Annotated in this window: 25 protein-coding genes and 1 pseudogene; 9 read left to right on the top strand and 17 right to left on the bottom strand. The window is 47.3% G+C overall.

The window, feature by feature from the left end; translation table 11 throughout:
- Positions 1-198 precede the first annotated feature (198 nt).
- From cas2 to QUB24_RS09300, 10 genes and pseudogenes are all read right to left on the bottom strand, one after another.
- Entirely contained in the window at positions 199-492 is a 294-nt protein-coding gene (gene cas2 / locus QUB24_RS09340; protein ID WP_333054142.1) for a CRISPR-associated endonuclease Cas2, read from the bottom strand.
- Between the two features lie 9 nt (positions 493-501).
- Positions 502-2,172 carry a type I-MYXAN CRISPR-associated endonuclease Cas4/Cas1 gene (locus tag QUB24_RS09335; RefSeq protein ID WP_333152720.1) on the bottom strand — a complete coding sequence of 557 codons (1,671 nt, stop codon included), beginning with the start codon at positions 2,170-2,172 and terminating at the stop codon, positions 502-504.
- Positions 2,173-2,300: 128 nt separating this feature from the next.
- Positions 2,301-2,831, bottom strand: coding sequence for a CRISPR-associated protein Cas5 (locus QUB24_RS09330; protein WP_445300395.1), 531 nt, complete (start codon positions 2,829-2,831; stop codon positions 2,301-2,303).
- A gap of 24 nt (positions 2,832-2,855) precedes the next feature.
- Positions 2,856-2,963 (bottom strand): annotated as a pseudogene (gene cas5, locus QUB24_RS33580) (CRISPR-associated protein Cas5); the annotation flags it as partial.
- Positions 2,963-3,823 carry a type I-B CRISPR-associated protein Cas7/Cst2/DevR gene (cas7i, locus tag QUB24_RS09325; RefSeq protein WP_333152718.1) on the bottom strand — a complete coding sequence of 287 codons (861 nt, stop codon included), beginning with the start codon at positions 3,821-3,823 and terminating at the stop codon, positions 2,963-2,965. The gene cas7i and the pseudogene cas5, both read right to left, overlap by 1 nt.
- Positions 3,824-3,862: 39 nt before the next feature.
- A complete protein-coding gene (gene cas8a1 / locus QUB24_RS09320) occupies positions 3,863-5,347 on the bottom strand; it encodes a type I-MYXAN CRISPR-associated Cas8a1/Cmx1 (protein WP_333152716.1) in 1,485 nt (494 codons plus the stop codon).
- Positions 5,348-5,350: 3 nt separating this feature from the next.
- Positions 5,351-7,600, bottom strand: coding sequence for a CRISPR-associated helicase Cas3' (gene cas3 / locus QUB24_RS09315; protein WP_333054136.1), 2,250 nt, complete (start codon positions 7,598-7,600; stop codon positions 5,351-5,353).
- Positions 7,590-8,246, bottom strand: coding sequence for a type I-MYXAN CRISPR-associated protein Cas6/Cmx6 (gene cas6 / locus QUB24_RS09310; RefSeq protein WP_333054135.1), 657 nt, complete (start codon positions 8,244-8,246; stop codon positions 7,590-7,592). The genes cas3 and cas6 overlap by 11 nt, the downstream gene beginning before the upstream one ends.
- Positions 8,243-9,223, bottom strand: coding sequence for a YafY family protein (locus QUB24_RS09305; RefSeq protein WP_333152713.1), 981 nt, complete (start codon positions 9,221-9,223; stop codon positions 8,243-8,245). The genes cas6 and QUB24_RS09305 overlap by 4 nt, the downstream gene beginning before the upstream one ends.
- Positions 9,224-9,536: 313 nt before the next feature.
- Positions 9,537-10,616 (bottom strand): competence protein CoiA family protein, encoded by a 1,080-nt coding sequence (locus QUB24_RS09300; protein WP_333152712.1) that lies wholly within the window; start codon positions 10,614-10,616, stop codon positions 9,537-9,539.
- 52 nt (positions 10,617-10,668) lie between these two features.
- Between QUB24_RS09300 and QUB24_RS09295 the strand changes: the two genes are divergently transcribed.
- From QUB24_RS09295 to QUB24_RS09280, 4 genes are all read left to right on the top strand, one after another.
- Positions 10,669-11,493 carry a tyrosine-type recombinase/integrase gene (locus tag QUB24_RS09295; RefSeq protein ID WP_333152710.1) on the top strand — a complete coding sequence of 275 codons (825 nt, stop codon included), beginning with the start codon at positions 10,669-10,671 and terminating at the stop codon, positions 11,491-11,493.
- Between the two features lie 76 nt (positions 11,494-11,569).
- Positions 11,570-12,613 (top strand): GIY-YIG nuclease family protein, encoded by a 1,044-nt coding sequence (locus QUB24_RS09290; protein ID WP_333152708.1) that lies wholly within the window; start codon positions 11,570-11,572, stop codon positions 12,611-12,613.
- Positions 12,614-12,790: 177 nt separating this feature from the next.
- On the top strand, positions 12,791-13,162 hold the full coding sequence (locus tag QUB24_RS09285) for a hypothetical protein (protein ID WP_333152706.1): 372 nt from the start codon (positions 12,791-12,793) through the stop codon (positions 13,160-13,162).
- Positions 13,163-13,173: 11 nt separating this feature from the next.
- Positions 13,174-13,656 carry an Hsp20/alpha crystallin family protein gene (locus QUB24_RS09280; RefSeq protein WP_333152704.1) on the top strand — a complete coding sequence of 161 codons (483 nt, stop codon included), beginning with the start codon at positions 13,174-13,176 and terminating at the stop codon, positions 13,654-13,656.
- 122 nt (positions 13,657-13,778) lie between these two features.
- On the opposite strand, the gene QUB24_RS09275 is transcribed toward QUB24_RS09280, so the two are convergent.
- The 3 genes from QUB24_RS09275 to QUB24_RS09265 are packed head-to-tail and all read right to left on the bottom strand — an operon-like array spanning position 13,779 to position 14,685.
- Positions 13,779-14,042 (bottom strand): hypothetical protein, encoded by a 264-nt coding sequence (locus tag QUB24_RS09275; protein ID WP_333152702.1) that lies wholly within the window; start codon positions 14,040-14,042, stop codon positions 13,779-13,781.
- Positions 14,039-14,380: a HepT-like ribonuclease domain-containing protein gene (locus QUB24_RS09270; RefSeq protein ID WP_333152700.1), complete on the bottom strand. Its 342-nt coding sequence runs from the start codon at positions 14,378-14,380 to the stop codon at positions 14,039-14,041. Before QUB24_RS09270 ends, QUB24_RS09275 begins: the two co-directional genes overlap by 4 nt.
- On the bottom strand, positions 14,377-14,685 hold the full coding sequence (locus QUB24_RS09265; RefSeq protein ID WP_333152698.1) for a nucleotidyltransferase domain-containing protein: 309 nt from the start codon (positions 14,683-14,685) through the stop codon (positions 14,377-14,379). Before QUB24_RS09265 ends, QUB24_RS09270 begins: the two co-directional genes overlap by 4 nt.
- A gap of 176 nt (positions 14,686-14,861) precedes the next feature.
- Between QUB24_RS09265 and QUB24_RS09260 the strand changes: the two genes are divergently transcribed.
- The gene (locus QUB24_RS09260; protein WP_333152696.1) at positions 14,862-15,656 is read left to right on the top strand and encodes a tetratricopeptide repeat protein; all 795 of its coding nucleotides are present in this window, start codon (positions 14,862-14,864) and stop codon (positions 15,654-15,656) included.
- Between the two features lie 229 nt (positions 15,657-15,885).
- Here QUB24_RS09260 and QUB24_RS09255 read toward each other — a convergent pair whose 3' ends face one another.
- The 3 genes from QUB24_RS09255 to QUB24_RS09245 all read right to left on the bottom strand — a co-directional run bounded on the left by QUB24_RS09255 (position 15,886) and on the right by QUB24_RS09245 (position 18,588).
- A complete protein-coding gene (locus tag QUB24_RS09255; RefSeq protein WP_333152694.1) occupies positions 15,886-16,890 on the bottom strand; it encodes an NADP-dependent oxidoreductase in 1,005 nt (334 codons plus the stop codon).
- A gap of 106 nt (positions 16,891-16,996) precedes the next feature.
- Entirely contained in the window at positions 16,997-17,980 is a 984-nt protein-coding gene (locus QUB24_RS09250; RefSeq protein WP_333139762.1) for an aldo/keto reductase, read from the bottom strand.
- Between the two features lie 158 nt (positions 17,981-18,138).
- A complete protein-coding gene (locus QUB24_RS09245; RefSeq protein WP_333139764.1) occupies positions 18,139-18,588 on the bottom strand; it encodes a pyridoxamine 5'-phosphate oxidase family protein in 450 nt (149 codons plus the stop codon).
- A gap of 728 nt (positions 18,589-19,316) precedes the next feature.
- On the opposite strand from QUB24_RS09245, the gene QUB24_RS09240 reads away from it, so the two are divergent.
- From QUB24_RS09240 to QUB24_RS09225, 4 genes are all read left to right on the top strand, one after another.
- The gene (locus QUB24_RS09240) at positions 19,317-19,667 is read left to right on the top strand and encodes a hypothetical protein (RefSeq protein ID WP_333152692.1); all 351 of its coding nucleotides are present in this window, start codon (positions 19,317-19,319) and stop codon (positions 19,665-19,667) included.
- A gap of 12 nt (positions 19,668-19,679) precedes the next feature.
- Positions 19,680-19,877, top strand: coding sequence for a hypothetical protein (locus QUB24_RS09235; protein ID WP_333152690.1), 198 nt, complete (start codon positions 19,680-19,682; stop codon positions 19,875-19,877).
- Positions 19,859-20,095 carry a DUF6753 family protein gene (locus QUB24_RS09230; protein WP_333152689.1) on the top strand — a complete coding sequence of 79 codons (237 nt, stop codon included), beginning with the start codon at positions 19,859-19,861 and terminating at the stop codon, positions 20,093-20,095. Before QUB24_RS09235 ends, QUB24_RS09230 begins: the two co-directional genes overlap by 19 nt.
- Before the next feature lie 152 nt (positions 20,096-20,247).
- A complete protein-coding gene (locus QUB24_RS09225) occupies positions 20,248-20,835 on the top strand; it encodes a hypothetical protein (protein ID WP_333152687.1) in 588 nt (195 codons plus the stop codon).
- A 181-nt stretch (positions 20,836-21,016) separates the two neighbouring features.
- On the opposite strand, the gene QUB24_RS09220 is transcribed toward QUB24_RS09225, so the two are convergent.
- A complete protein-coding gene (locus QUB24_RS09220; protein ID WP_333152685.1) occupies positions 21,017-21,154 on the bottom strand; it encodes a hypothetical protein in 138 nt (45 codons plus the stop codon).
- Positions 21,155-21,245 lie beyond the last annotated feature (91 nt).

Genomic DNA, 21,245 nt, shown 5'->3' with positions numbered 1-21,245 from the left:
AAGAAACTGGAGATAGCCCTTATGGTAAAAGAGGTAGTCAGGGAAGGAAGAAAGCAAGGCTCAAAAGCTCGCACAGCTTAGGTTTTTTCAAAATGCAAGTATCCCCAGCCGGATACAGATGCCAGCAAAGCCAATCAGGCAGGGATTTTCAAGCTAACGAAAGCCGAGTTAGGAGTTTCACAACCAGAAGTGCTTGCATTAGAGAATACGGTAAGAGTTTTCATCAACAGACCAAGTACCCGGACGGTTGTAAGCGAGGAGGCCTTCAACGCACTGGTGGGACAAGCGAACCAGGAGCAAATTATCCTCAGCAGCCAGGACTCGTTCAAGTTCCCAACGCAACTTTTCGCGTTCGCGCACACTAAGCCAGCAACGGAATATAGAAAGCTGAATGCGTTCGCCATAGCCAGCAACGAGTTTAGAAGCTTTACGCCAGCGCTGGGAATCTCGAATGTCGTAAGCAACCAAGTACCAGTTTTTGAGTTCAGCCACAATTATTCCTCACCGCACGACCAACTGAGCAAACAGCCCGCCTTCACCAGACCATTCTTTTTCTAATAGCCGGACTTCTAATTCAAACAAGCGGCGGTAACTAAGAGAATAACCTGTGACTGGGTGCTTCCAAGTTTCCTCTTTGCGACGCTCGTAAAGCTCAATGAACTTGTGTCGCCCTGCATCGCTGAGCCACACTTGTTCACCACGAATGTCAAAATCTGGCTGTGCGTCCCACTGTCCCCGGTTAATGGAAGCCATCACCACCATGTCTACCAATGGCACTCGGAAGATTTCTAGCAAGTCGAGTCCCAAGGGCGAAGCTTGAGAGCGTGGCTGGTGGTAGAAACCCAGAGCGGGTTCCAAACCGACTGCCAAAATTGCATTCATTACATCTTTGAGCAATAAGGCATAACCAAAACTCAACATCGCATTAAATCGATCTTTTGGTGGGCGGCGGTTTCGTCCTGCAAAATGCAGCCGCGCATCAACTTCAGAATGGATCAGATGTGGCAAAGCACCAAAGTATAAGGCCGCGAGGTTGCCTTCAAATCCCAGCAGCGATTCTAAAGATTGTGCCTGTGGTACTTGTTTGAGGATGAGTTTCATTTGGGCAATCGCCTTTTGTAAAGCTTCTGGTACATTCTTAGCTTTCCTCGTTCCCCGCATTAAGAACTTGCGCTGTCCTTGACCCCGGCAAACTACCAGTTTTCGGGCTAGTTGCAAGCACGTCTCTGCTTGAGAAAGGGCTGCATACTGGCGGATGCGCCGCTGGATACTCCCCCGCCGAAAATCAAAACTACCGAGATAGCGCCCACCGCCTGATATAAAATGTACTCCAATCTCTTTGTTTGCACAAAAGTACAGTGCTTGAGTAGAGATTTGAGAGAAACTGTGCAATACGAGCTGTCCTACCTGTTGAGCAGGAATCTTTTCCACAGCTTCGCCCCGGCGAGCAATTTTAATTTGTTCTCCAGTTCTCCCGACAGCAGTTCCCGGCTCTAAAACGTGAATGACTTGTCGCTCGTCATCTTGGGGAAATAGTCGAATCGGCTGCCATTCTCGATTGTGAGACAATCTTGCTTCTTCGGGCAAACACACTGGTGCAAGGGAACAACGGGTACACAGGCGCTCGTTTTCTGCAACAGGGGGTCTATGGGTGGAAATGCGGAGCGATCGGGCTTCCTCAATCGCTTCTGTTACAGCAGTTCGCCCCGCATCATCGAGCGGAACGCGCACCATGACGTTATCCGCGTGATAGCGGATGCGACCTTCTTGGACTCGAATGTCTAAAGCTGATTCAATTAGGCAAGCATAACTGAGAATTTGGATGCGATCGCTCTCCCATGCTTGTGGTTGATTGTTTTCATCCCGGTGACAGCGCCCCCGCTTATGTTCGTAAGGGATGGTTTGACCGTCGCGAGTACGGAGTGCATCTAGGCGACCGCGTAACCCCAATTCTTCACTTTCGAGGTACAACTCTTCCCAATCTTCATCCTCTTGTTTTTCAAGTTCTGCGTGCAGCCGACGACCCGCAAAAACGGCCGCATCTTGGGTGTAAAGTTCCTCTACTTCTTCTAGGTAAAAAAGGCGGGGACAGTAGGCAAGAGCATGCAGCGCAGAAACACGAATTGTACTGTGTTTTGGCGGTAAAAAAGAGTCAACTTCAAGTGTTTGCATAGTGAAATATAGCTTGAGTTCAAGTTTTCAACCTGATGATTTGTCAGGTTGAAATTACTCTAGCTATTTATCCCGGCAAAAAAGTTTCCGCTTCTCTGTATGGCAAACGCAATTGTTTAATTTCAAATTCAGTTACTTTTCACAGATTTACTTGAGCGTTTTGGAGTAACTTTAAAAGGTGGCTGGATTTTTACCCAACACAAGGCTGATAACTCGCCAAAGCTAAAGCGCTGAAAAGTGCCTTGCCCAGTTTGGCGATCGATCCAAATAGGTAGACCAATCAAACCACGCTTATCTGTTACTAACCAACGAATTTCTCCATCACTTTTACGATAAGTTCTCACACCATTAACTAGCGCCCAAGATTCTCCTAAACTCAAGCCACCAAATCGAGTAATTTGTTCTGGAGTAGAGAGAGCGATCGCTACCCTTTCTTCTAATGTGACTGAGGCAGAATCTTCACTAGAATCAATTTGGACTACAACTTGTAGGTCGGTTAATAACTCATGGTGATTAGGTTTCGAGAATTTACTCGTTGGATAAGTACCTAAGTGAGCGCGGCTAAATTTGTGATGCCGCTGTTTGCGGACAACTCTAGAGATCGCTGGTTCATTACCAATTAGCCCAATGGCAAGCTTTACACCTAAATGAGCAGCCATATCTACTTCACCAATCAGGGACAGTAGGAAACCATAAATCGTTGAAGGGGGGGGATAGCAGTAAGTTTCTTTATAATCTCGTGCAAAGCTGCGAGGAAAACTGGTGCAGGGGCACTCAAGGTAGAGCAGCATTAAGCAGCCACCCCCGTTTTGAGCAAGGCTTTAGCAGCAGCGATCGCTTCCTTAACTCCACGAACAACCATCACATTCAACTTCTTTAACTGCTCCCCATAGAGGGTATCCGCAATCTCACCTGCCACAATCAATTCACTAGCTGCCACATCACCAACTTCCACCAAGCGCAGCAACTTCGGACACCCTACGGTGTCACCCATCCGCTTAAAGCTATCCATAATCCAGGGGCTAGGATCTTGCGTCACTCGAATCACAATCGATTCTGGACGGAAGTCGTAGAGAAACCGGGCGTGGTTTCCGCCAACATGCCGTACTGCGCCAATGGCATCAAGTATCAAAGCTGCACGACTAGCATCCTGGAGACTTTCGGGTGTAAGGGCGATCGTGTATTGATAAGCAGTGCAATGCACTTCTGAACTATGGATCGAAGTCTTACCTTTTGTACCTCCCTTAGACCCAAAAGCAATATCACCCCAGAAAGGATCGAGGCTAATGGCACGGCTTACTTCCAATGCTCCACGCCGTTTTGTGGTCGCATTTTCGTTATCTTTGCCTTTCTTGGCATCCATATAGCCAAACAAATCATCATCAATGAAATCTTTAGCACTGAAGCGTTCATTTTTCAGGTTATAGGCTTCTTTATCTGGATCGAAGGTGCGATTTACTTGAGCTGCATCCAAATTTTGCAAGTATTCGCGCAATCCCCAGCGAATTGCTTCAGCACTCACAGTCGTGTATTGATCGTTGCCACGGGTAATTTTTTGCAACGTAGATAGGGTGCTGCCATCGCCTTCACCACGATTATTGGCAGCAACAGCAGTAGAGGTGACAATAGTTGCGAACAAATGCTGAGACATGATTGATAGTCCTTGATTTAGAAATAAGTTGTGAACAAGTTAGGAGGCAAGTAAATCATCGCCGTAGCTCTCAGATTCTGAAGACGTTTCGAGCGGTACTTCAGCACCATCCAGCGCATCCCCCTTTTTGCTGGTATAGGTTGCAATCGCTAACAACACCAGATCTCGCGCTTGTCGCCAATTTGCTTCGTCATGATGAAGCCAGTGATAAATTTGTGGTCCGACAGCTCTTATTTCTTTGCTGCGATATTGAGTCAAGACATCAACCAAGGTTTGAGCAAAGTCTTGTTGGGTGCTGGGGCGTTTCAGGCGATTGAGCAGTTTATCTGTGACTTGCCCGTAATCCAATGGACGACCTTGCTTTTCAGCCTGCAAAATTTGCCCACGCAGATACGCACTAAATGCACCTTGCACGGCATCAAACAGCACCTGTTCCCTAGTATTGAGATACTCTGTCATTTTCACTAATCCTTTGCGTTCATAAAAACCATTCCGCTTGCAAAACTCATAGAATCCCCCATACCAAGCATTTCCAGTCACTAAGTTGTCACAAATCCACGGCAGCACCTTGGAAATCGCCAACCAGGTTTCTCCCTTGTCAGTCTTTTTCACCTGCGACGGGAACAGCACCTGGGCAGACCGATATAGAGCCAACACGTCCTCATCCACTTGCACACGATAGACTGCTTGTTTAAGGTAGTTCTGATTGGCATACCAGGTTTGCTTTCCTAGTTGATAGACCTCGCAGTAATCTACTTGTGCTAGACCTATATCGCCCAAGGTCTGCTCTCGCCATAGAAAATTCAGTGCTGATTCTCCCGCCCCACTGCTACGGAAATCACGGTAGGTGCGCCCTGGAAAATCTTGCTTGTGCTTCACCCATTGCTTCAGGTTTTGCACTTCAGGAATCACAACGGCTGAGCGCAAATTCGGTAGCTTGTAATAGCCACACGCCAAGGGCAAAAATAGCAACGCTAGAAATCCTGTGGATGACTCTTGATAGGCTCCATTGACGAAACACTCAATCAACCCAGGCAGGTGATGTCCCTTGAGCGAAATCTCTTTTTTGAATGCACCTTTGGTATTGAAAGCCTCCTTAATATCTTCGGTGTAATAGCAACTGAGCAATGAACGAAACTCTACCCGAATTTCAGGTTGCCCTTCATCAATCTGAAAGGTCTTTGCCACTGCATTAGAATCACGACTGCGTTGCTGACTGTGTTGCAAGAATGTAGACAACACTCCTTCAGTAAACGTATAGTGCCCCTGGTTATCGAGCTTTAAAGCTGGTACATCTAGATAGCCGTCGGCTGTAACTTGATAAGTCTGCTGAACTAGCCACGTCACAGCATCGCGATCGCTGACCTTATCCCATGCCAACTTCACCTCATCGTCTGTTACCTCCCAAGTTAACGGTGCATCCTCACGCGGCATCACTGACAATGCCAGCGCTAAGCCTGCAATTCCCGCTCGATGGGGCAGCAATGTATTCGGATCAAAGATTGATAGTGTAAATTCAGACATTTTCTACTTCACCTCCTTTGCGCCAATTTCTTTTGAGTAAGTCCATTCCTCTTTGGGCGCAATCAAAAATCCCTTCTTATGTCGTTGCCAGTGCTTTGTCTCTTTCGCGGTCAACGGCACTGTGTAACGTGAGAGCTCACTGGCTTTGCTTGAATTCACTGTCGCTATATCTTGCTCCAGTAAAGCTGTCACCGTGTAGCCTGCTTCCCGCAGTGCAGCCGGATAGGTACGCCACTTACCATCTAATAGAACCATTTGGGTTTTAGGCTTGCCTTGGATGCCCATTTTTTCTAACCACGCAGCAAGCTGCGCCTGGTTCACTTCTCCATCAAATGACTGAATTAATATCCTGCCCTGAGCAATTTCTTCTTGCTCGTAGGGGTATCGGTTTGGTGGTGGATAAAACATTGCATCCAGCGCATGACCGCAGTATTTCCGGTTCAAACGTCCTAGCCGCTGAATCAATCCTGCTGGGTCAGCAAGCTGCGATACTAGGAGCGTGGCAGACAAATCCAGTGACATTTCAGCAACTTGAGTGGCGATTGCAATCACTGGCTCATCTTTTTTGAACCCATCTAACACCGCCCGATGATGCTCAACGCGATCGCTATACCGAAATCGACTGTGATAAAGCACCGCATTGAGGTTCTTGCTTTTGGCTGTTCGATAAACCTCAATTGCTTCATTTACTTGATTGCAGACCCACAGAACCTTTCCACCCTTAGCAAGCTCTGCTTCAACTCGCTCCCAATTTGGCGCCTCCACAAGATGAAACTGATAACGGTTATATTGCTCTAGCTCTGCATCTCCCGGAATGATTGGGACTTTTTCACCGGCTGCTTTTTCGATTGCTGCAATCTGCCACGGCAAAAATGATGCTGACATCAGCAGCACTGGAGCCTTCACCATTTCCAGAAACCGCAGCAATGCCCCAAACAAAGCATCATCGTAACAATGGACTTCATCAAATACGAAAGCAGCTTGGGCGATCACCGGGAAACAGTACAGCGGACGACGATTGCACTGAAGCAAACCTAACACAGTATCAACGGTGCAAATGCTCACCTTCACCCCCCAAGCCTTGAAGGAATCCAGCTTCTTTGCCGTTTCATTTTCAAACGCTTGCATCAGTTTGCCTGCGTCATCAATGAAAAGCTCAGTGCCGTTATCCTCTTCCTCGCGGGTTCTCGCCAGTTCTAAATCCACATCCGCCCGCGAATGCAGCAGCACCGATTCAACTTCATCCTGCACATAGTCCAGAAATCCCTCGGTACTCGTGCCGGTTGTGGGATAGCAGAAAAATAACTTACGTCCTACGGCATGGGTTTTCGCCCAGTTATAGGCTCCAAGGGTTTTTCCTGTGCCGCACCCCGCCCTAGCTAACGTGACTCGCGATGAGGCATTACCCAAGTCAACCTGAAACGGACGCATTGCATTACCCTTAAGCCGTTCCTTAATCACATTCTGTAAATCAGGTTCAGTGAGCGTGCTTTTCAAGCCCTCCCAAACTTTTTGGATATCCCTGCGATCGTTTTGTCCAGATGCAGAGCCGATAGAGTCAGATGCAATTAACAGTGATTTCACCACTGCCAATAGCTTTACCTCTGGTTCCCAATCGGCAAAGGCTCGTTCAATCCGCGATCGCCGTTGGGTAATATCAGCTACCGTCCAATTACTGGGTAAATTTCGCACTGATTGTGGCAGTGATCGTGGCAATCCCAGTTTCTTTACACCGTATTTAAGGATGTCTTTGAAATATTGTGGTGCCGTATACAAATAAATACGATCGTCTCCACTGGCGCGAATTTCAAATAAGTCCGGTGCCAGCTTTCCAGCCTTTCCTCCAAGCTTCAAATGATGTCCACCTGCTGCGGCAACTGCCGTAAAAAAATCGCCCTCGCCCTGTTCTAGCCACTCGCGAAATTCCAGCGCCAATAAAACCGACAGCGCTTCATGCCGAACCATTTGCGGTTCATTCAATGCTTGGCGCTTGCCACGAACCATCTGCTGAAAGTGATTATTTGCTTTACCCCAGTCGTGTAGGTAAGCAGCCAGTCGAACCGTTGCTAGTAGAAATGTGACATTGCAGGTCAACCCAAACTGAACAATCAGGCGATCGCCCAAAATTTCCACTAGGGTTGTCATGGCATTCACCACATCTGCCGTATGCCCAATCAGACTGTAGGAACCCTTCCAGCCATTCTCAATTGATTTTGCTAATAACCGTTTTGGCTGTTTGAGTTCAGGCGACATCCGGCACCTCTTTGACGGGATAAAACCAGCCACAGCCAAAGTGTTGTCGCCCACCTAGTCCATGCCATTGCAGCTTTAGGGAATCTTCCTGGCTTAATCCTTCTACTACCACACCATAGCCAAGAATTTTCTTATCCTTTACCTGTATTGTGCGTCGCGCTAAATCGCCATTAGCATCACTGGGAATAAATGCTTGTCCCTTGATTTCTAATCGTTCCAATCCCTTTTGACAAGACTCCAAAAAATACCGGGGCACATCCGCATGATCGATCGCATCTAACTTAAACGTCACCAGTCTTGATGTTAAAGTGTCACTTGCTTCCGGCAAAGTAATTCTTGGCTGAACTAATCGAATTAGATGACCTCGAATATCAAAGACTTGGTTTTGCAGGAATCGATACCAGATTTGCATCAGATCCGATGGGCAACGCAGTCTCAATCGTGAACCCCTATTCAGATAAATCATGCCAGCCTGATCGGGAATGCCGGGGATGCTGCACAAGCGAACCTCTGACGGTAAATCCTTTGGAATTGATTCATTTTCAGCTTCTTGTAGTAGTTTCTTGATCGCGGAATACAGCGCATAGCCATGATCCGCAGGCAACGTTTTACCCCGTAGTGCAAATTGAATCTCCAAAAAATTCATGGTTCTAGCCCTCTAATATATTGCTCGCTCATCCCCTCAACTTCCTCTCGCATCATCTCTACTAACTTTGATGGTTCCTTGACCACAGCCCCCTTCCCATAACCCAAAATCCAACGTTTCAACTCATTGAGTCCCCCCACAATTAATTGCAATGTCACCGAACCATCAAGATGTTCTTGAATTTCTTGTGTGGGATGCCAGCGGCGTTCTCGGACATAGGGAGCAGTTGAGGCATCAAACCAAATCGTTACCGGGACTGGCTTGCCTCCGACTTCACTTTGAAAAATCTTGCTTAAATGCTCTTTGGCATTAAAGTTAGGGTCTTGGACAAATTTCTCTTTGAGTACCTGCAACTCTCGAATACGGTCTATCCGAAACCAGCGAATAGCTTGGCGTTTGTGACAAAAGCCAATGATATAGGGGTTAGTCCCTCTATAGATATGAAGAAGATAAGGGTCTATTACTCGTTCTGACTCAGCATTCCGACTCGCGGTGAAATACCGCATCGACACCCGATGAGAGTTACGACACGCCTCTATCAGCCGTTTCCAAATTTCTGGATCAGGATAAGTCTCTGCTCCAGTTCTAAAGACAACTCTTTCGTCGGCGATTTGTTGCATATCAACCCAAGTCGGCTCTGGTAGTCGCTCACTCAATCGCTCGACAGCAGAGCGTAACTCCTCGGCATATGTAAAACCAGCGTAAGCTTCTAGCATCCTAGCTCCCAAGGTCAAAGCAAACAGCTCTCCTTGGGAAAGGGAAATACTCGGCAACCGCCATTCCGGATCGGTGTAATAATGACCCTGCTTGGGGCTGTATTCTAGTGGGGCGTTAAAGCGATCGCGCAAGAACGCCAAGTCACTACGAATTGTTCGTTCGCTAACTTCTAAGGCTTCAGCTATTGTTGCTGTTGTTTGCCGCTGCGCTGTCCGCAGTAGCGAGTCAATTTGCAGCAATCTTTCCAAAACACGGGCCATAAACCTAATTTTTGTTGGATTATGCCTATATTAAATGGTTAACCCGGCAAAAAACTTTCCGCATTAACAAAAAACTCATACACTCTTACCTTACTCTCAGCTTTCCCCGTACCCAGAAGGGAAAAGCTCAGTACATCACGTTTTTGCTCACTACTTTCCTTGTGGGTTCACGCCTCCTCCCTAACTCCCGCGTGATTGTCACTCACGTCTGTATCACAGTACGCTCTGCTGTGGGAGTTCGCTCACAGCGTGTTACCGACAGTGTGACTCTGCAGCTCGGCGAGCCCTCTAACCTGTGGTTAATACTATTCCTTCAATTGCAAAAGCTACCTGTGGGTGAATAGCACCAATGAGGTCGTGAATTCAAATTAAGGGGAGGATTTAAACTTATTTGCAAATCCTGTTCGATGGTAGGAATATAACCATACCAAGCTTCAGACATAGCCTCAAAATAGAAATGGTCGCCCCAAATGGCATCGCACCCAGGGCATCCAAATGACATATAAGAGCGCCTGACTGTCTTGCTGTACCGTTTCTTAATCTCTCCCATGCGGATTGTTTGACCTGCCTCTGTTCTTAAATAGTTTTTGACTGCTTGGATAAGTTCAGGTCTAAACAGCCAAAAGTCACTGTCGAAAACCCCAAAAGCTCCCTCATCTAGTTTTATTCCGCATTCTGAATAATAACCAGCATTGGGGATGTAATAAAGGTAGTGCTGTTGTTGGCATCTCCAACAAATCACCGCAAAAAAAACTACCTTAACTTGCTGAATTTGACGGACTTGGTAATGAGAAGAAAATTTAAAATGCCTTGACAGCAGAGCTGCCATAAATTCAGAAAGCGTCAGGGTTGTGGTAGAAGCATCAACCATTAGAGCATCCTTTGATTCCAGCCATAACTTAAACATAGGTAAGTCTTGGCAACTAAAATCAGGAGATGTAGGAAGTTTACGAAACAGCCAGCAGCAGCGGATGCCATCCCGCTGATATTTCGCTTGCCTTGCAGCAGTTTCTTCTAAAGTTTGCGGACTCCACTGCACCTCAAAAGCTAGCTTGATTAACTTTCCCCGGTCTGTTTTGGTGGCTAAAACATCCGCTCTCCAATCAGAGCCTGAAACTTCTGTTTTTGCGTCGTAGCCGAATTGCTGGCAGACTCGAACAATTTCAGTCTTGGCTAGTAGGTGCTGCCACGTTTCCGGTGCCCAATTACAAATCCTGTCCTTGCCGTGAACAAAATGCTTGGTGCCGAGTTTAGACGTGCGTAAGTATCCAGTTGAGTTGCAGCAGCACAGTCTAACTTTTGGGCGCTGAGCTTTCAAATTGAGCCATTCTTCATCGGACATTAGAGGGGCTAATAGCTCTCGGTCTGCAAAAAATGCTCTCAATGGCATCATTTCACCTCAAACGCAGCACTTGCATCCTTACCAAACATATCAATAAACTGGAGTGCGATCGCCCTTTCTTTCCTCCCTCTCGCTCAACCGCCGCATTAAGAAATACCCGCCTACGGATGCAGCAATGCAGTATTTGCGGCAAACTCTCAGGTGTCGGGTCGAGTATACACCAAGCATGAAAATAGAGGGACACGGACAGGCCAAGATACTTACCCAAGAGGAAATCGAACTCTTGTTCAACGAAGGTTTGCAGAGCGACCGAGATCGCGCTCTCTTTGGGATTTGTCTGTACACCGCCTGCCGCATTGCCGAAGCGTGCAGCTTGAAAGTCATCGATGTTTTCACCCCAGCGGGTGCCATCCGCTCCGAAATGATTATCCGCAAAGGCAACACCAAAGGCAAGCTCGGCACCCGCACTATCCCGATCATTCAAGAGTTGAGGCTGCTGTTAGAAACTTACGAACATCCCTCACACCCCTACCTGTTCCCCAGCCGCCACCTCAATCACCGCTGGAAACACGCGAACCCGGAAGCCGCCTCTCACCTGTTCCAAGAAGCCTGCGATCGAGTTGGCATCATCGGCGCTTCCACTCACAGCCTCAGAAGGTCGGCACTCACTCAGATGAGCAACGCGGGTATCCCATTGCGGATTATTCAAGAAATCAGCGGCCACCGCAACCTAGAACAATTGCAGAAATACTTAGAAGTGCGGCCCGACCAAGTAAGGGGAGCCGTCTCTGCACTCTCTACCCTTTCTTACGTCAGGAAACCCACTTATCCTGATTTAGCACCCCCAACGCCACAAAATCCGTTGCCCCCTCACCAACTGTCACAAGCCCAAGCAGACGACGCGGCCCAAGAAATTCCCGACTGGTGACGAGCAATTTTAGATTTTAGATTTTAGATTTTAGATTTTGGATGCAAGGATTAAAGTCACGCATCAAGAGCATCGAATGCCGATCGCTTTCTTTCGATCGGCAGAAGCCCTAACCCCTGGATTTGTTAGAATCGTTGGTCATGTGGAGCGGGTGCATCTCCAAAACCTGCTTTTAGGAGAACTTTTGACTATGTGGCTTAAATTTGGTGTTGCTCCCAGTGGCGAACTGACGGGCATTGATGAAGCTGTGCGCGGAAAAACTCAGCTAACTTGCCTCTACTGCGGTGGCGGACTCACAGCAAAAAAGGGCTCGGTGAAAGAGCACCACTTCGCGCACACCGAGGAAACTTGTAAACCAGTCTCGCAGCGGATTAAAACCAAAGCATTTCCCTCGCTGCCCCTCTACGAGCATTTCAATATCGAACTCAAGGGTGATGAACTAGAACAGTTGAAGGTGCTGTGGAAAGAGTACGGGGCCCAAAAGCGATCGATTCCCAAAGACTTGGTAAACTTTCGATGGCAGTTGAAGGGATTGGTGGAGTCGGAAGGATCTCGCTCTTATCAGTTTACCGACTTGGGCAAAATCCCAGTGGGTGCTCTTCCCCTGGCGCTGTTCAACAAAGTCCAGGAACCATTGCTGGTGTCGGAGCTGGCTTCATTGGAAGGCTCTGTAGAGATTGCTGAAGCTGCGGGTTTATCCTGTTTGGAAGAACGGCGGGCTGATTTGCTGATTTATCGAGCACAGCTTCGTCGGATTCTGGTGAACTCGCTTTATTTTCTTGAAGTAAAAGCGGATGGCAACATTTTCTACAAGATTGGCGTTACTACCCGATCGATCGAGGAACGAATCGCCGAGGTGCAGCGGGATGTGAAAGCGCATTACTCGGATGTGACCGTCAATTTGCTGGGATTGTGGGAACACCGGGGGAATGTCGAGCTGTACTTCAAGCATCGGTATCAACCCTTTAACTACCGCATTGGGAAACTAACGGAATATTTTGTGTTTCCCAATGTCAAGGTTGTGCTGAACGATTTGTACGGGATGAAACCCAAAATGCTGAGTGATGTTGAGGTGGAGATGATCGGCGGCAGCGTGGAAAAGGACGTGAGTCAAAATTGAGAGAGCAGCGGGTTAGATAAGTGCGTCGGAAGGGCGTGTAGCCATCGCTCTCAAGTACAGCCATTGACTCTTACACATTTTAGAGAAGCGCTTTGAGCTCTTACTACTTGTTGAACTAACGACACATAGCCTCTGGGGCGATCTGGTTTTTAAGAAGGGGATTATGCGCTCGCACTCATGAGCGCGAGCGATGGCTATTGGAAAGCAGCTCACACCCGCTGTGCACCTCCTTACACTGCTACACATCACCCGCACCGTGCTATTGGTACGGTTAACACCAGCGATACTTTCCCCGACGCTCACGCCGTGCAAAGTTCGCTCGGCCGGGTCATCATGGCGTTGCCACAGCATTTTTGGTTTCTAGGAATAACTTTGTACGGTTTTCTTCAATACCAACTCCCCTTAGTTATTTCACGTTCATTCTGGCAAATACGACCAACAGAGTGGGGTTTTCCTGACTGTTCCTCCCACTTAGGAAACGGCATCATAATAACTGTAAGCAACGAGCTTCAACCCAAACTTTTCTTAGAAAGCTTTACCAATCTTTGAGGTGACAGATTATGTTGATGCGCTCTTGGCAACCCTTCACAGAAATTGAAACGATCCGCCAGCAGCTCGATAAAGCTTTTGACCGACTGGCAACAGCGAGAGATAATTCAGAAGCCGCTTGGATGCCCGCTCTAGAATTTGCTGATGCTGGGGACAACTTCGTATTAAAAGCGCAACTGCCCGGAATTGACCCCAAAGACATTGACGTTCAAGTCACTCGCGAAGCAATTTCTATCTCTGGGGAACGCCGCTACGAAAACACAGACGAGAAACCTGGGTACGTCCGCTCTGAATTCCGCTACGGCAAATTCCACCGGGTGCTTTCCTTGCCCGCACCCATTCAAAATGACTCCGTGCAAGCTGAATACAAAGATGGCATTCTAACGCTAACTCTCCCCAAAGTGACTGAAGCTCGCAATAAAATCGTCAAGATTAACTTGGCCGAAATTGCTGGAGCTTCAACGAATCCGGCTTTGGAACAGGCTAACCAATAACGATCGGCTGTGCTTAATCGAGTGAGGCAAATTTTCCTTTCATTGAGCCTGATTGGATTTACTCGCGCAACAACGGAACTGGAAAAGTTAATACCGGGAGCTAGGATTGCTCTCGGTATTCTTTATTTGGGAAAGCCGATCGAAAAACCACTTGAACCCGCAGTGAATTCAGTAACGCTTACAAGGCAAGCTTCCAGTAAATGCAGTCGATGTGCAGAATACCCAATCGATCGTCCAGGGGCATTGAAGTCCCTCAGTCCTCCGTTCCACCTCCTTCTGTCGCGAATAAAGATGCTTTTACGGTCATCAGAAATCTTTGGGAAAAACGCTGCTGCCAGAAACGCTGCTGCCAGAAACGCTGCTGTCAGAAACGCTGCTGAACTCACGTATCTAGCAACTCCTGTAAAATCTGTTCTACTGTTACCTTCAGCGGAGGTAAATTATTTTGTACGATCGCCCAAACTAGGTTCAGCGAAACTCGGAAATATTCATGGACTACCAGATTCCTAAACGCTACAATTTGCGCCCAAGGGACTTGGGAATATCGACCTGTCAACTCGGAGGATAACGCATTTGTTGCTTCTCCAATAATCTGGAGGTGATGAACAATCCAAATTTGGATTAATTCTTGGTTATCAAATGCCTGCCTGCCTTGGCTTGCATACCGCTCAATTGCGGCTATTGCATCTAATATATCTTGCAGCCGTTCCGCTTCTCGTCTCAAAGTGGTACAGCCTCCTGCAACACGCGCTCCCGAATGCGTTCTTTCAACATATCTACTGTGGCGATATCGACCTTGCGATTGAGTAGTTGTTCCAAATCAAGCAATAGCCCACCTGGAAACCAAGGCGTGATTTTGTCTAAATCGTAATCCACTAACAAATCAATATCACTTTCTGGGGTCGCTTCGCCCCGCGCTACAGAACCGAATACGCGCACGTTGTAGGCTCCGTGTTTTTGGGCAATGGCGAGAATTTGCGATCGCTCACAATACAGTAATTCTTGAATGCCTAATCCTGTTTTGGTCATCAAACCCTCCTCAACGCCTTAAGATGGTGCCTCCCACATTGGGGTCATTGCTAGTTAATCAGCGAAAGTCCCCTAAATCTGTAAGCATTCAAAGCCAAGCTATCAGACATTGTAGAGTATTGTAGTATGCTCTCATAAGCTTTCAGAGTTAACAGGAGTTCATCTGGGAATGCAAATTGAACCCTACGACCCTCACCACCAAGATGGCTGTTATTGGTCTTTTGCATGGGAGAAAATTTATGGATTTGGAAAAACTATTTCAAGCCGGAGATTTAGCACAGCAAGCTGGTGAATATGTTGAGGCTGAGTCAATATGGAGGCGTTTTCTGAAGCACGATCCTGATAATGCGTATGTCTACCTCAAGCTAGGAATGGCTTTGGATTATCAAGGTCAAGGTGAGAAAGCTATCTGGGCTTACCAAAACGCTATTAGGATTGCACCTAATTATTCAGCAGCTTACCTGAATATGGCTGCCACACTAGCAGAGCGGCAAAGATTTTCCGAGGCTATGACAGTCTATCAAAAAGCGATCGAGATTGATTCGAGCCAACCACAGGCTTTTGTTGGTATTGGTATGGTACTTGTAAATCTAGAGAGATACGGCGAGGCAATTACTAATTTTCAACAGGCAATTCAGGTTGCTCCTCAATCAGCAGCAGCACATTACCATTTAGGTGTTGCTTTGAATAAGCAGGGCAGAGACGAAGATGCTATCACCGTACTTCAGCACACCACAGAACTAGCACCCAATTCTGCTATTGTATATCAATACCTCGGACAAATACTTGGTAATCAAGGTCGATTTGATGCAGCAATTACAGCATTTGAAGAAGCGATCGAACTCGATCCAAGCTATGCGGCTGCTTACTATAACCTGGGATTTGTACTCAATGCTGTAGACAGAACGGAAGAAGGAAAAGCAGCCATCCAAAAAGCTTTGTTATTAACAGGTGAACAGACCGAGCAGTAAAAAGAGCAGTAGAGTCCTGTTCGGAACCCTATTTATAGCGGTTCTAATTGGAACTTCTGGAAATTGCAGGTACGACCAATGCTGGGAAAGTAAAATGTACCGCTAGATTTATAGTTCGCAATCTGATGCAAGCGATCGCATCCTATCCTTCTACCAAATAATGTCTAAGCGATGTCGGATTGCAACTTGCTCAAATAATGAAGTAAGTACCCACTCAATTAGTGTCTACCTAGTCCAATTTTACCACCATTTTACCAACATTTTTGCCTTCAAAAAGACCGATGAACGCATCCACCGCTCGCTCGATTCCTACCACCACTGTTTCCTTGTTCTTCAGTTTGCCAGCTTGGAAATAGCCGCCCACTTCTTGTTCAAATTCACTCTGGCGATCGAGCCAATCCCTAACGATTAGCCCTTTCATCGTCAAGCGTTTGCCAATCATATTAAATAGATTGGAAGGGCCCGGCTGCGGTTTTTCATCGTTATAACCGGAGATGCTGCCACAAGCGATAATCCGGCCATGCACCCGTAATGCCGAGAGCGCCGCTTCCAGCGTTTCGCCTCCTACATTATCGAAATAGACATCAATTCCGTCCGGTGCTGCCTGATTCAGTTGTTCGAGGACAGGGCCGGCCTTGTAATCGAAGGCGCTATCAAATCCGCATTCTTCTCGCAGAAACTTGATTTTTTCCATTGACCCAGCAGACCCGATGACATGGCATCCGCGCAATGAAGCCAGTTGTCCGGCGACATTTCCCACCGCGCCTGCTGCTCCCGAAACAAAAATAACATCGCCGGCTTTGACTTCTACCAAATTCAACCCAACCCAAGCAGTCATACCTGTCATGCCGAGAGCACCGAGGTAAACTGAGGGCGGTTGAATCTCGCGGCTAACCTGATGCAAATCTTTTGGTGCAGCTATGAAGTATTCCCGCCAGCCATAGTTGGAAGTGACAACATCACCCGGCTTGAATTCCTGGGCACGCGACTCGATTACAAGGCCGACTGCGCCGCCTTCGAGTGCTTTTCCTAACGCGAAGGATGGAACATAGGATTTCCCCTCGTTCATGCGACCGCGCATATATGGATCTACCGAAATGTAGAGATTGCGAACGAGCACTTGCCCATCTTGAAGTGGCTCTAGTTTGGTCTCGGCGATCGCAAAGTTATCTGCGGTAGGAATCCCCTTGGGGCGAGAGACTAGCTGAATCTCGCGGCTCACAATCTCTGTCATAATTTTCTCCTTATTGGGTAGATTTTCAGAACTCAATTGACTTAAGTTTTAGCGGTTGTTTTTATTTACTAAAGGCATGGATGCCACACATCACTCGCGCCAAATCCTAACGATTGACCGTACTCATATCGGGGTAGCGATCGCCCAGGGCAATTCCTAATGGCAGCGCTTTGGCAATTTGCTCTAGTTCTGCTTGAGTCAGCGTCACAGCAGCAGCCGCAATGTTTTCTTCTAAATAGGTGCGACGTTTAGTGCCTGGAATTGGCACAATGTCTTCGCCCTGCGCCAAAACCCATGCCAGCGCCAACTGTCCGGCTTTGATACCCGATTCGGCTGCCATCTGCTCGATTTGCTCGACTAGCTCCAGATTTTGCTGGAGATTCTCGGCTTGAAAGCGAGGATATCGCTCGGCCCGATAGTCTCCCTCAGATAATGTATCGAGGCTCTTGATTTTGCCTGTGAGAAACCCACGCCCCAGAGGGCTATAAGGCACAAATCCAATCCCTAGCTCTCGGCAAGTGGGCAAAATCTCAGATTCTGGCTCCCGACTCCAGAGCGAATATTCAGTTTGGAGTGCGGAAATAGGATGCACTGCCATTGCACGGCGGATCGTGGCGCTCGCGGCTTCGGATAGGCCAAGGTAGCGAACTTTCCCGGCTTGGACGAGCTGCGCCATTGCGCCTACGGTTTCTTCGATGGGAGTGTTTGGATCGACTCGGTGCTGATAGTAAAGATCGATCGTATCTACGCCCAGACGTTTGAGACTGGCATCACAGCAAGAGCGGACATATTCGGGTTTGCCATTGACGCCCTTAAAGCTGCCGTCGCTACCGCGCACATTGCCAAACTTCGTGGCAATAATGACTCGATCTCGACAGTCTTTAATCGCTTTGCCGACCAACTCTTCATTGTGACCGACACCATACATATCAGCCGTATCGAGCAAAGTCACGCCTAACTCTAAGGCGCGATGAATAGTGGCGATCGATTCTGACTCATCGGTTGTCCCGTAGAACTCGGACATCCCCATACAGCCCAGTCCTAACTCTGAAACTACTAATCCTTGATTGCCGAGTTTTCGCTGTTTCATGATTTTTTCCTATTAGTCTAAAGTTCTTGACGTGTCGGACGGAGGATGATTTCATTCACATCAAAATTACCGGGATGCTAAATGACATAGGCGATCGCACGGTCAATGGCGATCGCATAATGTTCATTCATGCTAGAACGTTTGAGGTATCTCGGTTCTTAGCGACTGCTGACTCCATCAGTCGTGCGTCCGCTCATTTCACTCACGTCGATGCGGTAGATTGCGATCGCTTCTGAACGTCCCTGAGCATCAATCCAGGTTCGATTGATAGCTGGTGACAGCGTGGGATTGCGTTCTTCGATCGAGTGCATTGCCCGATCAATGTCTTCCTGAACTGTGAGGCGGGAGGCTCGACCATTCACAATCACGCTGCGCCAATGAAGCGGCTCGCGTATTTCTTCAATCTGCAAACAAATTTCTGGATTTGCATCAAGATCGTGAGTCTTCATGCCTTCGGTTGTAAACAGGTAAATATCCGAATCTTCGAGATAATAATTCATTGGCATCACGTAGGGTTTGCCTTCGTGTATGCAGCCTAGATGACCGTATCCTACTTGGTGTAGCAGCTCCTGTATTTCTTGTGAACTCATTTCATCAATATCTAACATTACTATTCTCTTAAAAATTCAGTTGATTGGTATTATTGAACAGAAATAAGCCCGGCTTTACATCTGTCGTTAGATGGAGTCGATATGTGAAAGTCAATGATCCGAGTCAATAGCCTGTTGAGAAAACGAGCGCGTCACAAATCTTCTGCCCGCTTATTTGATGCTTTTTTACCTGCCGCTATGCTAGCAACAACCAAACAGGCCGTGACTAGGGCGATCTACTCGGTGAGTTTCACCAAGCAAACTTGCCGAAGCCATAATCGTCAAAAATGGTTGCAACAACTGAATTTGACCTACCTATGTAACTTCACCCAGTGTTCTACTATGATACCAGGAAAAAAATGCGATAAATTGACTAAAAATACTCACATAAGCCAAACCAAACCAGGTGCTCGGTGAAGCTATTAACTCTTGTTTTTAAACAACAAAAACTGTTGGTAAAACCTAGAAAGAATCGAGAATCACCAATGCCTAACCAATAACTTGCCACCCACCTAAAACTTTAGCTAATCGCCCACCTTCAGCATAGCCAAAATCAGCAGCAATTATCGAACCCAATAGTGCTAAATCTCCGAGCTGAAGCTGTCGGGCAGCGCTAATAATTCAAAAAAAGACAACCGTTATACTACCGACAATGCTAGCAATCCAAAAAGTGAAGTCACGGCGCTCGCCACTAACACCCCCATTTGCGAGAAACTAAACCCAGACCAAAACCCCACACCCCCGCCATGCCCAAACTCCCTGAGTGCGATCGTTGCCTTTTGTACGCCCGCAACCCATACCTCATCTGTGCCGTGCATCCCACAGGCCCTAACACCGACACTTGCATTGACTTTCGAGAAAACCCCGACGCCGAACCAGAGGAATTGTGGGAACCCGAAGGTGCAAGCTACTACAACGGCGAACTCATCCTGCAACCACAGCAACGGTGGACACGAGAGCAGCAGTTAGAGCTGTTGGACACGCACCCACTGTTTACTGGTCGCTGTCCCCGGTGTGAGTTCCCGTTCCCCCAATATGAAACGCCGCCTGTTCATTGGGATTGCGTTTGTTGTGGATGGATGGATGATTCGGTTTGAGAGCTGTTGGGATTGGGCGATCGTTGGTTTTATTGGCTACGGTGCAATGAAAAGTTAGTCGGGGAAATTGCTTTTGCTGTCAGTTCTCTGGTTCGTCAGACAGAATTGACGAGGGTAGCCACTTCTGCGCGTTCTTTGGTGGTGGCGGCGGGTATTCTGTTGACGACGTTGTGTGTTGGTGCTTTGATGAGATGGGTGGGTTTACTTTAGTCCCAGGGGGATTTGCGCCGGGGAAAGCGGTTCATTTGACTCAGGAGCAGGCGGAGGCTTTGCGGTGGGCTAGCGTTGAGGGAAAGTTTGCTAATTTAGAATGTAAAAAAGATGTTCGACATTTGGGGGTGACTCTGGAAGTTGCGGGAAGGCCCGCGACTTCAGGGTTGTGTACTATTTGGGTGGAACCTGGAGAAAAGCGTAAATTTAAGGATTGAACCGTTGCAGTTTTATACAGTCTAATGGCGTGTTAGATCGCAGTTGCAGTCAAATTAAAAGTCATACCTCAAAGGGATTGCTCAGGGTAGACTTCAAGTTTATTTGTAACGCGGCAGAAATTTAAGAATACGAGTGTGCTTAAAATGAGACGATGAACCTAGAAAATATTTCAGACAAACAACTTGACCTTCTCAAAACCGAGATGAATATCCTTGCAACCAAGATTTCTGACGCTATTGATACGTTATGGAAAGTTCGGACTGCGGCTATTACACTTTGGTCAGCCGTTCTGAGTATTGGTCTAGGTTCTCTCTCTCAAACGAAGGAACCCAGTATTATTTTGCTCGTTCTAACGTGTCTCTTACCTACTCTTTTTATAGACATTGATGCGCGTAACAATCGTTGGTATAGAAAACTCATTAATCGTGAAAATGCCATTCAAAGGTTTTTCAACGCTCCCAATGATCGCAACGCCTCTTCGTTTCCTATTTATGATATTGCTGGTAAGTACACATTTCAAGGCGACAAACACCTTGCCTGGGAGTTCTCGCAACTGCGGAGCTTAATTGATCCAATTCCACTTACTTTTTACGGAAGTCAACTAATCTTTTCATCTGTTACCTGCACAATATACACACCAGTTCCGTGGCGATATATTTTTCTGCCAGCAGCCTTCCTTGCTATAGTTGGGTTATTACTCGTCGCCAAGCTGCAAAAGCGAGCTTACCTTGCAAAATAGTGGTATTTGAGGTCTAACAATTTGGTAGGAGCGGACTGAAGAAAGTCATTGGTGTAAATGCAGACCTTACTAGGAACTGCTCAACTTTAGCGTTAGACTACCAGATGAGTTGGTGAGCAATTCGGGTAAAACCTCAAGAATCTTCTCAACCAAAGCATTACCCAATTCCCTCAGCTCCAGCTTATGCAATCCACCCATACACGCGACCCTCACCCATCAGCGTCTCATCAGAAATGCGATCGAACCCCTGCCACACCTCTTTAAGCAATTCTGGCTTATCTAAAAGGACTTTGGCAAGAGCGGGTTTAGGATACAGCATTGAATAAACATTGGTAGCCGTCGCCCTTGAATGATTCCGAATAAATCGAAAAGACCTACCAGTAGGACAACTTGAGGATAGCAAGTTAAAA

The sequence above is a fragment of the Microcoleus sp. B9-D4 genome (assembly GCF_036705105.1).
Lineage (GTDB): Bacteria > Cyanobacteriota > Cyanobacteriia > Cyanobacteriales > Microcoleaceae > Microcoleus.
Note: the sequence above shows the minus strand (reverse complement) of the source record. Positions and strands in the feature narration are given on the sequence as shown.